Source organism: Bradyrhizobium sp. WBOS07 (assembly GCF_024585165.1).
GTDB classification, from domain to species: Bacteria; Pseudomonadota; Alphaproteobacteria; order Rhizobiales; family Xanthobacteraceae; genus Bradyrhizobium; species Bradyrhizobium japonicum_B.
Genome location: NZ_CP029008.1, coordinates 5,852,267 through 5,863,693, shown reverse-complemented (window position 1 = coordinate 5,863,693; position 11,427 = coordinate 5,852,267). Strand labels below are relative to the sequence as shown.

Sequence of the window (11,427 nt, the reverse complement as noted above, 5' to 3'; positions counted from 1 at the left end):
AAATTCCCGTTTCAGTATAGGTCTTTGAAAATTGCCCCTCAGGGTGCAGTAAAATGAGATATTACCACAGATTGCATATGTAGGTGTGTCCTACCGGCGAGGCTTTTTGCCCCACGGACGACACGGGCTTTTGACCGCTCGGAGCTCAAGCAAGAAAGACTAAGGCGCGACGCACGATCCGCGGCGATCGCGTCGCGCTTCAGCGTTTCGCAGCGAACCGCGACCAGATCTCGGCGTCGGTGTAGAAATCGACGCCGCCATCGAGATCTCGCACCAGCCACTCGCCGAGATAGACGATCTGGGTGCCGTTACGCCGCTCGTGCCGAAGCTCGAATTTTCCCTCGGCATCCTTCTGAAGCGAGCAACTCGACTGAACCCAGCTCGGCCACTCCTGCAAGGGCTGTCCGACGAATTGCCAGGCCACCAGGGCCACGTTGCCCGACAAGGGCTCTAGGCGCACTGTCTTGGTCACGAGATCTCCCATCATGCAATTGTCCGTGCTCCAACGCCTCGGGATCGGAAAGGTTGGAGACCTGCTCTCAGGTAGCATGCCTGACGGTTCTCAACGGTTCCTTGCGGTTTTCGTCCGTGAAAACCCGGTTCCCGTGAGGCAGCTAGCCGATCGTCTGCAGCGCTGGAAAGGTCTCCAGCAGCCAGATGCTCACATTCGAGACCGCGCCAGTGAGAAAGCCGATGCCGGTGATCACCATTAGGACGCCCATGGCGCGTTCGACATTGACGAGGTGGCCCTTCATGCGCGCGAACAGTGCCGAGAACTGCTCGATCATCAGGGCGGCGATCAGGAACGGAATACCGAGGCCCGCGGAATAGACCGCGAGCAGACCCGCGCCCTTCATCACCGTGGTTTCAGCCGCGGCGATCGACAGGATCGCGGCGAGGATCGGGCCGATACAGGGCGTCCAGCCGAAGGCGAAGGCGAGGCCCATGATATAGGCGCCCCAGAGGCCGACCGGCTTCGGGATCGGCAGCCGTCCCTCGCGCATCAGCAGGCCGATGCGCGTCAGCCCGAGGAAGTGCAGGCCCATGACGATGATGACGATGCCGGCGAGGATCGAAAGCTCTGCCGACCAGGCCCGGATCAGCCCGCCGATCAGCGAGGCGCTGGCGCCGAGCGCGACGAATACCGTGGAGAATCCCAGCACGAACAGCAGCGCCGACAACAGGATGGCGCGCTTGGAGGCCTCCGCCGGCTCGTCGCTCTCGACATGCTCGATCGTGGCGCCCGTGAGGTAGACCAGATAGGGCGGGACCAGCGGCAGGACGCAAGGCGAAAGGAAGCTGACGAGGCCGGCAATCAAAGCCGCCGGGATCGAAACATTTTGCATGATGCCGTCTGAGCCATCTCAGGTACCGGTACGGCGCGCGGGAAATGCGCCCGGCCGGAGCGAACCGGCTCTGGTGTAGCCGATGCCGGAGAATGCGCAACAGAGGCGCACGAAACCAGGGCTCCGCCCGATGCCGTCTGCGATCACAGGTGCGGCATCGAGACGCGCACAAACCTCGCCAAAAAGCGAGGTTCGGCGGCGCGGCTACTTCACCACGCGGAGCAGCGGACGCCGGGGCTGGTCCTGCGTCTGCTTGGAAGGGGTCGGCGGCGCGCTCGCAGCGCTCCGCAGCATTTCATCGCACAATGCCTTGAGATCGGCACTGTCTATTCCTTTGAGCTTCATCCTGACGTCGAGGATGACGATGGAGAGCAGATCGGCCGATTCCCGGCTGTTGCACGCATTGAGAACCTTGCGGCATCCCTCGAGTGTTTCTAGCACCGACTGCAATTGTTCGTCTGAATGCGACACCGGCGTTCTTTCCGTTAATTCGGCCTGCGAGACGTGATTGTGACGATCCCCTCGGCGCCCCTGGAGTACCCAGGATAGCATGAGGCCGCTGCCCCTCTGAACCTGATTTCAGTTGGTTTCCGCCGTGGAACTGCGATTCCGGCCAACGTGGCCGCGCCGCGCTGTTCGCGCCGTTCGAAGCGATTGAGAAGGAAATGCTTGGCGTGCTGCAATTGATCCATCGACCGAGACGGCGCAGGCTTGCGCACAAAGACGGTCATCGCGGACAGCGCCTGCAATCCCGCAGCCATTTCACGGCTCGCAACGGAACCCACGCCACACCCCTCGTACAGGCGACAAATTCACCCGATTCCCAGCCCATGCCAGCACCTAAATACCACTCACCCTAGATGGTAAGGATGACAGTTCAAAACTCATCATCCCCCAACCCGCAGTGGTTGTGGTTTGCGCCAGATTCTGCCAGTTTAGCCGTCCGAAGGGACTTGTATGCACTCCTTGGCGGAAAGGGGCGTTCCTCTGGCGGAACGCCCAAAGACAAATCTCAGCGGCCTCTCGGATTGGGATGCGGCCCGCATATTTCTCGAAGTCGTCCGATGCGGAAGTTTCCGGTCGGCGGCCGAACGCCTGTCGCTGTCGATCAACGCGGTGCGCCGGCGGATCGACGATTTCGAACGCCAGACCGGCACCACGCTGTTCACCCGCGACGTCCACGGCACCCATCTGACCGATGAAGGCGCGCTGGTGGTGTCCGCCGTCGAGCGCATGGAAGCTGCCACCTTCGACGTGCTGCGGGCCAGCGATTCGATGGCCAACGCGCTGTCCGGCGAGGTCCGGGTCGCCGTCACCGAGGGGCTCGGCACGTTCTGGCTTGCGCCGCGCCTGGTCGAATTCCAGCAGGCCTATCCCAAGATCCTGGTCGACCTGCATTGCGCGATGCGCTCGGCCGATGTCTCGCGCCACGAGGCCGACGTCGCCATCCATCTGTCCCGTCCCTCGGCCCTCGACATCAAGCTGGTGCGGCTCGGCCGCATGCACCTGATGTTCTGGGCCTCCGAGAAATACATCGAAAAACACGGCGCGCCGCGTTCGGCGGCGGAATTGATCAAGCATCGCCTGGTGCTGCAATTCGCCGACCAGCTCGCCGCCAAGGAATCCTTCGAAAGCTTCTTCCCGGGCGTTTCGGAACGGGACCTTCTGGTCATGAAGACCAATGTCTCGAGCGCCAACTATTGGGCGGTCGCGAATGGCGCCGGCATCGGCGTCTTCCCCAGCTACGCCATTGCGCTTGGCGGGAAATTGATTCCACTGGAGGTCGAGCTGAACCGACCGCTGGATATCTGGCTGTCCTACCATCCCGGTAGCGGCCGTATTCCGCGCGTGCGGCACATGATCGACTGGCTGATCGAAGCGTTCAGTCCAGCTCGTTTCCCGTGGTTTAAGGAAGAGTTCGTGCACCCGCATGAATTCAAGGACTCGTACATGGGCGAACCCCTGACCCAGCTCTTCGGGGGATTTTCAACCGAAGAACAAAGGTGAGAACGAAGATGAAAGCAGCGGCAAAGAGAATGAAGCAGCGTAGTGCCGGCAAGCCGGACATCGAGCTTGGCAAGCGGATCCGCCTGCGGCGCGTCGAGATGAAGATCTCGCAGGCCGAGCTCGGCGAGAAGCTCGGCGTTAGCTTCCAGCAGGTCCAGAAGTACGAGAAGGGCGTCAATCGCGTGGGCGCAGCTCGCCTTCAGCAGATCGCCTCCGCGCTCGACGTGCCGGTGACCTTCTTCTACGACGGCGACAACAAGGCGCGCGAAGTCGAGAGCCTGCTCTTCCTCGATTCGGCCTTCAGCCTGCGCCTGCTGCGCGCCTACAGCAAGATCAAGGACCAGACGGTGCAGCGTCAGCTGGTCTCGCTGATGGAATCGATCGCAGCGAACGAAAGCTGAGATCGGCCGACGATCTGCCTCTACGGCCGATCTTCAATCCGCCGCGTCACGGGACGCGGCCGGATTGAACGGGACCCGGATCGCATGTCGTTGCGTCCGTCTTGGCCCGCGCGCTTTCCGCGCGCGGCCTTCGCTTCCGGGGCGGTCTGACCGCCCCTTTTTGTTGCCAGATTCCGTGTCGTTCGTCCTGTCTTGCCGGCGCAGCGGCACCGCCGCCATGCAATGGCGGCACAGGCGGATGCAAGCTGCCTCGCCGGTTGCCGTTGACCGCGGCGATGCCCTCGCAGCACATTGCATCTTGTCAATGACAAGCGAGCGCGCGATGCCCGATACCTCCGATGAGAAATCCTACGCCGACGGCAAGATCCTCAAGCGCGTCATTGACGGCATCGGCGTGATCACCTTCAACAATCCCGACAAGCGCAACGCGATGTCGCTGGAGATGTGGGAGGGATTTGGCGAGGCACTGACGGCCTTGCGCGACGACGAGACGGTGCGCGTTGTGATCCTGCGCGGCGCCGGCGGCAAGGCCTTCGTCTCCGGCGCCGACATCAGCCAGTTCGAGAAGACCCGCCATAATGCGGCGGCGTCCGAGCAATACGCCAAGCGCAGCGCGGCCCAGCGCGCGTTGCTCCCCGACTTTCCCAAGCCGACGATCGCCTGCATCGAGGGCTTCTGTCTCGGCGGCGGCATGCAGGTCGCGATGCTCGCCGATATCCGCCTCGCCGCACATGGCAGCCAGTTCGGCATTCCCGCGGCTCGGCTCGGCATCGCCTATGGTTATGACGGCCTGAAGCATCTGGTATCGCTGGTTGGCCCGTCCTGGGCCCGGCTGCTGATGTACACGGGCATGCGCATCGAGTCCGCGGAGGCGCTGCGTATCGGCCTCGTCGAGCGCCTGTTCCCGATCGATGAGCTGTGGGGTGAGACGATGGCGATCGCGCATGCCATCTCCGAGAACGCTCCGCTCGCGATCAAGGCCGCGAAGATCACGATCGCGCAGGTGCTGAAGGACGAAAGCCAGCGCGACATGGACGCCATCAAGGCGATCGGCCATGCCTGCATGGACAGCGCGGATTTCCGCGAGGGCCGGCAGGCCTTCATGGAGAAACGCAAACCGCGGTTCCAGGGCAGGTAGCTGAACCTCCATTCAGGAAGATTAAATTCCTCGTGCAGCTTGCTGCGGCAGCAACCAGGTGATCGCGCGATAGTTCTCCCGCCACCAATGAGGGAGGTTGCGATGACATTCAAACTCGCTGTGCTCGGTCTGGCTGCCATCGGCGGTGTGGCGCTCGCTTCGGGACCGGCCCTCGCGGCCATGCCGAACGGCATTCCGCAGGCGAACCAGATTGCAAAAGGCCCGGCCGCCGACGTCGATCAGGTGCGTTGGGTCTGTAATCCCTGGGGCCGCTGCTGGTGGCGCCCGAACTACTACCGCGCCTACGGCTATTACGGCGGCCCGCGCTTCTACGGCCCGCGTCCGTGGGGCTGGCGTCATCACCACCATCACTGGCGCCGCTGGTGAACCAAGGGGCCCGCGGGCCCCTTTTCTTTAATTACAGCGCTGCCAGCACCGCCTTGGTGATGTCGGCCGTGCCGTTGCTGCCGCCAAACTCCATCGGCTTGACGCCGCCGGCATAGACCTGATCCACCGCCCGCTCGATCGTCTCGCCCGCTTCCGCGGCGCTGTCGACGCCGTGCTTGTCGGCGAGCCAGTCCAGCATCATCGCCGCCGACAGGATCATGCCGGTGGGATTGGCCTTGCCCTGCCCCATGATATCGGGCGCGGTGCCATGACAGGGCTGGAACACCGCGTATTTGTCGCCAATGTCGGCCGATGGCGCCATGCCGAGGCCCCCGATCAGGCTCGCGGTGATGTCGGAGACGATGTCGCCGAACATGTTCTCCATCACCATCACGTCGAAATCCCAGGGGCGCTTCACCAGCATCGCCGAGCAGGCATCGACATAGAGCCGGTCGGTCTTCACGTCAGGATGCTTCTTCGCGATCTCATCGAAGATGCCACGGAAGAATGCAAACGCCTTGAACACGTTCGCCTTGTCGACGCAAGCGAGCATCCCCGGCTTGCCGCGCGCCTTGCGCCGCTCGGCCAGGCGAAACGAAAACTCGAACAGGCGCTCGGAGGTCCGGCGCGTGATCACCATGGTCTCGCGCGCGTCCTCGTGGGTGACGACGCCCTTGCCCATCGAAGCGAACAGCCCTTCCGTGGATTCGCGGATCACGACGAGATCGATGCCGCGCTGGTCGGCACCGACGATCGGGCTCGGCACGCCGGGAATGAGGCGCGCGGGCCGCACGCCGGCATAGAGATCGAAGATGAAACGCAGCTCGATCTGCGGCGCGATCTCGGTGTTGTCGGGGTAGCGCACCGACGGCAGGCCACAGGCCCCGAGCAGGATCGCATCCGCCTCCTCGCACAGCTTGATCGTCGAATCCGGCATCGACTTGCCGGTCGCCAGATAATTGTTCGCCCCTGCCGGTGCCTCGGTGAAACGGAAGCCGAGGCCCGATTTCTCGCCGACCTTGCGCAGCACCTCGAGTGCGGGCGCCATGACTTCGGGACCGATGCCGTCCCCGGCGAGCACGGCAATGTGGAAGGCGTTATTTGCGGACATAGGCTTCTACTTTCTCCGTCGTCATGCCCGGGCTTGACCCGGGCATCCACGTCTTGATGCCGTTTCCATGGGAAGGCGTGGATGGCCGGGACAAGCCCGGCCATGACGAGAAACAAACATCACTCGTTACGGCGTCAGCACCGTGCGCCCGACCACCGCGCCCTGCTGCAATTGCAGCAGCGCGTCGTTGGCCTTGGCGAGCGGGGCCGTCGTGACCGGGATCGGCGGCACCTTCTTGGTGCGAACGAGGTCAAGCAGCTCCTGCGTTTCGCGCAAGTTGCCGACATAGCTGCCCTGGATCGTGATCGCCTTGATCGGAATCAGCGGCAGCGCCCAGGTCGCGCCGCCGCCGAACAGGCCGACGATGACGAGCTTGCCGCCCTTGGTGAGGCAATCGAAACCGAGCTGCGTCGTCGCAGCGTTGCCGACGAGGTCGATCACGGCGCGGATCGGCCCGCCCGCCTTCCTGGCAAGCTGCTCCAGCGCATCCGGTGCCTTGGGATCGACAGTGGCGAGCGCGCCGGCCTTCTCCGCCGCCTCGCGCTTCCTGGCGTCGATATCGACCATGATCGCGCCCTTGCCGCCCATCGCCTTCAACAGCGACAGCGCCATCAAGCCAAGACCGCCCGCGCCGAACATCACGATCGGCGTGTCGAAATGCTGCTCGACCTTCTTCAGCGCGCTGTAGGTGGTGACACCCGAGCAGGCGTAGGGCGCGGTCGTCGCCGGATCGAGCCCTCGCAGATTGAGCAGATAGCGCGGATGCGGCACCAGCATGTGATCGGAATAGCCGCCGTCGCAATAGACGCCGAGTGAGCGCGGCGTCAGGCACATGTTCTCGTCACCGGCAAGGCAGGTGGCGCACTTGCCGCAGCCGATCCAGGGATAGACCAGCCCGACGTCGCCGATCTTCAGCTCGCCCTGGTCGGTCGGCTTCACGTCGGGGCCGAACGCCAGGATTTCGCCGACGGTCTCATGGCCCATGGTCAGCGGCAGGCTGATGCCGCGGTCCTTCAGCGACAGCGGCTTGCGGCCGTGGCCGAGATCGTAACCGCCTTCCCAGATGTGGAGATCGCTGTGGCAGACGCCGGCGGCCTTCACCTTGATCAGCACCTGCGTGCCCGACGGCTGCGGCGTCGCTTCGTCGAACTCCTGCAGCGGTGCCTTGAAATCGGCAACCTTGAAACTCTTCATCGGCGTCCTCCCGCATGCTTCTTGTCACCGCGCCACCATGCCATGGCCGGCAAGGCGAGACAAACCGGTCTTAGTTCAGGCCAGCGGATGATGGCAAGCCGCGAACTGGCCGGGTGCGACTTCACGCAACTCCGGTATCTCCGCGCTGCATCGCTGATCGGCCCGCGGGCAGCGCGTGCGGAAGCGGCACCCGGACGGCGGCGCAATCGGCGATGGCGGCTCGCCGCCCGCGATGCTCTCGGCGGGACGAACGTCCGGATCGGGCACCGGGATCGCCTGCAGCAACAGCTCCGTATAGGGATGCGCCGGCCACGCGAACAATTGCTCGGCAGGGCCGACCTCGCAAAGCCGGCCGAGATACATCACCGCGACGCGGTCGCTGACCGCTTTGACCACAGCAAGATCATGCGCGATGAACAGCAGCGTCAGGCCGAAGCGCGCCTTCATCTCCTCCAGCAGGTTGAGGATCTGCGCGCGGATCGAGACGTCGAGCGCCGAGACCGGCTCGTCGCAGACGATGAACTCGGGATTGAGCACGAGTGACCGCGCGATGCAGATGCGCTGGCACTGGCCGCCGGAGAACTCGTGCGGCAGGCGCCCTGCGACGAGGTCAGGGTCAAGCCCGACCGCCGATAGCACCTCATGGACGAGCCGCTTGCGCTCGGCCGCATCCTTGACGCCGGCGATGATCAGCGGCTCGGCCACGATGTCGCCGATCCGGCGGCGCGGGTTGAGCGAGGCGATCGGGTCCTGGAAGATCAGCTGCACTCGGCGGCGCATCCTGCGCAGCGCCTCGCCCTCCATCGCGGTGAGGTCCTCGCCGTCGAACAGCACGCGGCCGGATCTGGCGCGGCGCAATTGCAGCACCGCGCGCCCCAGCGTCGACTTGCCGCAGCCGGATTCGCCGACCAGCCCCAGCGTCTCGCCGCGCGCGACCTGAAAACTGACGCCGGAGACGGCATGCACGGTCTTGTTGCCGAGGCCATATTCGACGACGAGATTGTCGACGTTCAGAAGCGGCTCGGCGCGCATGGCAAGCTGCATCATGCGCCAACTCCTTCCGCCATCTGGATCGGGTGGAAGCACGCATAGAGATGATCAGGCATTTCGGCGCTTGCCAGCGCCGGCTTGGCCTCACGACAGCGGCCGGTGGCATAACGGCAGCGCGGCGCGAAGGAGCAGCCACGCAGCGGCCGCGTCGGATCGGGCGGACGGCCGGAGATGGCCGGCAGCGGCGTATGCGGCGCGGCATCCAGCTTGGGAATCGCTGCCAGCAACGCCTCGGTGTAGGGCATGTGCATGCGCTTGAACAACGCCGAGGTCGGCGCGCGCTCCACCACCCTGCCCGCATACATCACCGCGACCTCGTCGGCACGGCCGGCGACGACGCCGAGATCGTGGGTGATGATGATCATCGCCATGTGACGGCGGCGCTGTTCGCGCGCGAGCAGATCGAGGATCTGCGCCTGGATGGTGACGTCGAGCGCGGTCGTCGGCTCGTCCGCGATCAAGAGCTTCGGCTCGCAGGATAGCGCGATCGCGATCGCGATGCGCTGGCGCATGCCGCCGGAACATTGATGCGGATATTGCGCGAGCCGCTGCTCCGGCGCGGGAATGCCGACGGCGGCCAAGAGCTCGATGCTGCGCGCCTTCGCCGCCGGCGCATCGAGTTCGAGATGCTCCTGGATCGTCTCCATCAACTGCGTGCCGATCGTGAGCACCGGATTGAGCGAGGTCATGGGATCCTGGAACACGACCGCGAGATCGCGGCCGCGCAGGCGCCGCAGGCTTTCCGGCGCGAGCCGCACCAGATCCTGGCCGTCGAACATCACGCGGCCCGTGAGCTTTGCTTTCTTCGGCAGCAGCTGAAGCACCGCGCGCGACAGCATGGTCTTGCCGCAGCCGGATTCGCCGACGATGCCGAGCGTGCGACCCGCCTGCAGCGACAGATCGACACGATCCACCGCGCGCAAATTGCCGCGCGGCGTCGGCAGCTCGACCGTGACATCCGCGATGGTCAATAGCGGGGCGCTCACAGCGCACCCTGGCGCGGATCGGTCAGCGCCCGCAAGGTATCGCCGACCAGATTGAAGGCCAGCACGGTCACGAAGAGTCCGGCCGCCGGCAGGAAGGCCAGCCGCGGCGCGACGTCGAGGCTGTCGCGCCCCTCCCCGATCATGCTGCCCCAGCTCGCCATCGGCGGCGGCACGCCGAGGCCGAGGAAGGACAGCGCCCCCTCGACCACGATGGTGACGGCGACGCCGAGCAGGAAGAAGGCGAGCAGCGGCAGGATCACGTTCGGCAACAGCTCACGCAGCAGGATGCGCGCATGGCTGGCGCCGAGCGCCTCTGCCGCGATCACGAATTCCCGCCGCGCCAGCGTCAGCGTCGCCGCCCGCGCCACGCGCATGAAGGCGGGAATGCCGAGCACGCCGAGGATCACGGTGAGGTTGGGGACGGACTGGCCGAGATAGGCGGTCACGGCAAGTGCGAAAATCAGCGGCGGAAAGGCCAGCAGCACGTCCATGCTGCCGACCACGATGATCTCGAACCGGCCGCGGAAATAGCCGGCGAGCAGGCCGAGCGCCCCGCCGATGGTGAGACCGATCATCGGTGCGATCAGCCCGACCGTCAGCGAGGTTCGCGCGCCGAAGATCAGGCGGGCGAGCTCGTCGCGGCCGAGCCCGTCGGTCCCCAGCCAGTGCTCGGAAGAGAACGCGGCGCGGCGCTCCAGCATGTCCATGTCGACGGGATTCTGCAGCGGCAGCACCGGCGCGAGGATCGCGAGCGCGAGGATGATCGCAAGCCAGCTGCTCGCGATCCAGAACAGCAGGCCGAGCTTGCGCTTGCGGCCAACCGGCACGGGCGCCGCCTCGTCCTGCAGCGAGAGCTCAAGCGTGGCCATGGCGGATCCTGGGATCGAGCACGGCGTAGAGCATGTCGACGATGAAATTCACGATGACGAAGCCGCAGGCGACCAGCAGCACCACGCCCTGGAGGATGACGAGGTCGCGGGTATAGATCGCCCCGACCAGGAGGCGGCCGATGCCGGGCAGCGCGAAGATCGATTCCACGATCAGCGTGCCGCCGAGCAGACGGCCGATATTGATGCCGGTCACCGTCACCAGGGTCAGCGACGACGGCTTCAGCGCATGCACGAACAGGATGCGCGCCGGCTTGAGGCCTTTTGCCTTGGCGAGCGCGATATAGTCCTCCTGCAGGGTCGCGATCATGTCGGAACGCAGCACCCGCATGATTCCAGGCCATTCGGCGAGCGCGAGCGTCAGCGCCGGCAGCACGAAGAAGCGCAGATTGCCGAGCGGCGCTTCGGTGAACGGCACATAGCCGGTCGCCGGCAGCCAGTGCAGCTCGACCGCGAACAGGTAGATCAGCAGGATCGCCACCAGGAAGGACGGCATCGACAGCATCGCGAACGCGCTGCCGGTCATGAAGCGGTCGAACGCGCCGCCGGCGCGCGCGGCACAGGCGATCGCGACGGGAACGCCGATCAGGAGCCCGATGAACTCGGCCATCAGCATCAATTGCAGCGAGACCGGAATGCGCTCGGCGACCGCCTGCAACACCGTCTGCCCGGTGCGGAACGAGCGGCCGAGATCGCCCTGCAGGACCTGGCCGAGCCAGCTGAGATAGCGCCACCACAGCGGCTGGTCGAGCCCCATGTCGCGGCGCAGCGCCGCCACGTTCTCCGGCGTCGCCTGATCGCCGAGGATGACGAGAGCGAGATCGCCCGGCAGTAGCGAGGCGATCAGGAACGTCAGCAGCGAGACGGCGAGCAGCACCGGCAGCATGGCGAGCAGCCGCCGAACGACGAAGTTCAGCATC

Annotated in this window: 13 protein-coding genes; 4 read left to right on the top strand and 9 right to left on the bottom strand. The window is 65.1% G+C overall.

Annotation, left to right across the window (positions count from 1 at the left end):
* Positions 1-199 precede the first annotated feature (199 nt).
* From DCM79_RS27900 to DCM79_RS27890, 3 genes are all read right to left on the bottom strand, one after another.
* Entirely contained in the window at positions 200-472 is a 273-nt protein-coding gene (locus tag DCM79_RS27900; RefSeq protein ID WP_257177290.1) for a hypothetical protein, read from the bottom strand.
* A 142-nt stretch (positions 473-614) separates the two neighbouring features.
* Positions 615-1,346, bottom strand: a complete 732-nt coding sequence (locus DCM79_RS27895) for a cytochrome c biogenesis CcdA family protein (protein WP_257177289.1) — start codon at positions 1,344-1,346, stop codon at positions 615-617.
* A 204-nt stretch (positions 1,347-1,550) separates the two neighbouring features.
* The gene (locus tag DCM79_RS27890; protein WP_028135139.1) at positions 1,551-1,817 is read right to left on the bottom strand and encodes a hypothetical protein; all 267 of its coding nucleotides are present in this window, start codon (positions 1,815-1,817) and stop codon (positions 1,551-1,553) included.
* A 486-nt stretch (positions 1,818-2,303) separates the two neighbouring features.
* Between DCM79_RS27890 and DCM79_RS27885 the strand changes: the two genes are divergently transcribed.
* From DCM79_RS27885 to DCM79_RS27870, 4 genes are all read left to right on the top strand, one after another.
* On the top strand, positions 2,304-3,353 hold the full coding sequence (locus tag DCM79_RS27885; RefSeq protein ID WP_063196333.1) for a LysR family transcriptional regulator: 1,050 nt from the start codon (positions 2,304-2,306) through the stop codon (positions 3,351-3,353).
* Positions 3,354-3,382: 29 nt separating this feature from the next.
* Positions 3,383-3,754: a helix-turn-helix domain-containing protein gene (locus DCM79_RS27880; protein ID WP_020608151.1), complete on the top strand. Its 372-nt coding sequence runs from the start codon at positions 3,383-3,385 to the stop codon at positions 3,752-3,754.
* A 322-nt stretch (positions 3,755-4,076) separates the two neighbouring features.
* Positions 4,077-4,892, top strand: a complete 816-nt coding sequence (locus tag DCM79_RS27875; protein ID WP_257177288.1) for an enoyl-CoA hydratase — start codon at positions 4,077-4,079, stop codon at positions 4,890-4,892.
* Between the two features lie 102 nt (positions 4,893-4,994).
* Entirely contained in the window at positions 4,995-5,279 is a 285-nt protein-coding gene (locus DCM79_RS27870; protein WP_257177287.1) for a hypothetical protein, read from the top strand.
* Between the two features lie 31 nt (positions 5,280-5,310).
* Here DCM79_RS27870 and DCM79_RS27865 read toward each other — a convergent pair whose 3' ends face one another.
* From DCM79_RS27865 to DCM79_RS27840, 6 genes are all read right to left on the bottom strand, one after another.
* Positions 5,311-6,390: an isocitrate/isopropylmalate dehydrogenase family protein gene (locus tag DCM79_RS27865; protein WP_257177286.1), complete on the bottom strand. Its 1,080-nt coding sequence runs from the start codon at positions 6,388-6,390 to the stop codon at positions 5,311-5,313.
* Between the two features lie 126 nt (positions 6,391-6,516).
* On the bottom strand, positions 6,517-7,584 hold the full coding sequence (locus DCM79_RS27860; RefSeq protein ID WP_257177285.1) for an alcohol dehydrogenase: 1,068 nt from the start codon (positions 7,582-7,584) through the stop codon (positions 6,517-6,519).
* Between the two features lie 75 nt (positions 7,585-7,659).
* Entirely contained in the window at positions 7,660-8,631 is a 972-nt protein-coding gene (locus tag DCM79_RS27855) for an ABC transporter ATP-binding protein (protein WP_257177284.1), read from the bottom strand.
* A complete protein-coding gene (locus tag DCM79_RS27850) occupies positions 8,628-9,620 on the bottom strand; it encodes an ABC transporter ATP-binding protein (RefSeq protein ID WP_306556720.1) in 993 nt (330 codons plus the stop codon). Before DCM79_RS27850 ends, DCM79_RS27855 begins: the two co-directional genes overlap by 4 nt.
* On the bottom strand, positions 9,617-10,489 hold the full coding sequence (locus tag DCM79_RS27845) for an ABC transporter permease (RefSeq protein WP_257177282.1): 873 nt from the start codon (positions 10,487-10,489) through the stop codon (positions 9,617-9,619). Before DCM79_RS27845 ends, DCM79_RS27850 begins: the two co-directional genes overlap by 4 nt.
* Entirely contained in the window at positions 10,476-11,426 is a 951-nt protein-coding gene (locus DCM79_RS27840) for an ABC transporter permease (RefSeq protein WP_257177281.1), read from the bottom strand. Before DCM79_RS27840 ends, DCM79_RS27845 begins: the two co-directional genes overlap by 14 nt.
* Position 11,427: the final 1 nt, after the last annotated feature.

Bases quoted from the DNA above. Each gene is read 5' to 3' on its own strand.
- DCM79_RS27895 (WP_257177289.1), bottom strand. From the start codon at position 1,346: ATGCAAAATGTTTCGATCCCGGCGGCTTTGATTGCCGGCCTCGTCAGC.
- DCM79_RS27875 (WP_257177288.1), top strand. From the start codon at position 4,077: ATGCCCGATACCTCCGATGAGAAATCCTACGCCGACGGCAAGATCCTC.
- DCM79_RS27865 (WP_257177286.1), bottom strand. From the start codon at position 6,390: ATGTCCGCAAATAACGCCTTCCACATTGCCGTGCTCGCCGGGGACGGC.
- DCM79_RS27840 (WP_257177281.1), bottom strand. From the start codon at position 11,426: ATGCTGAACTTCGTCGTTCGGCGGCTGCTCGCCATGCTGCCGGTGCTG.
- DCM79_RS27885 (WP_063196333.1), top strand. From the start codon at position 2,304: ATGCACTCCTTGGCGGAAAGGGGCGTTCCTCTGGCGGAACGCCCAAAG.
- DCM79_RS27880 (WP_020608151.1), top strand. From the start codon at position 3,383: ATGAAGCAGCGTAGTGCCGGCAAGCCGGACATCGAGCTTGGCAAGCGG.
- DCM79_RS27855 (WP_257177284.1), bottom strand. From the start codon at position 8,631: ATGATGCAGCTTGCCATGCGCGCCGAGCCGCTTCTGAACGTCGACAAT.
- DCM79_RS27860 (WP_257177285.1), bottom strand. From the start codon at position 7,584: ATGAAGAGTTTCAAGGTTGCCGATTTCAAGGCACCGCTGCAGGAGTTC.
- DCM79_RS27870 (WP_257177287.1), top strand. From the start codon at position 4,995: ATGACATTCAAACTCGCTGTGCTCGGTCTGGCTGCCATCGGCGGTGTG.
- DCM79_RS27845 (WP_257177282.1), bottom strand. From the start codon at position 10,489: ATGGCCACGCTTGAGCTCTCGCTGCAGGACGAGGCGGCGCCCGTGCCG.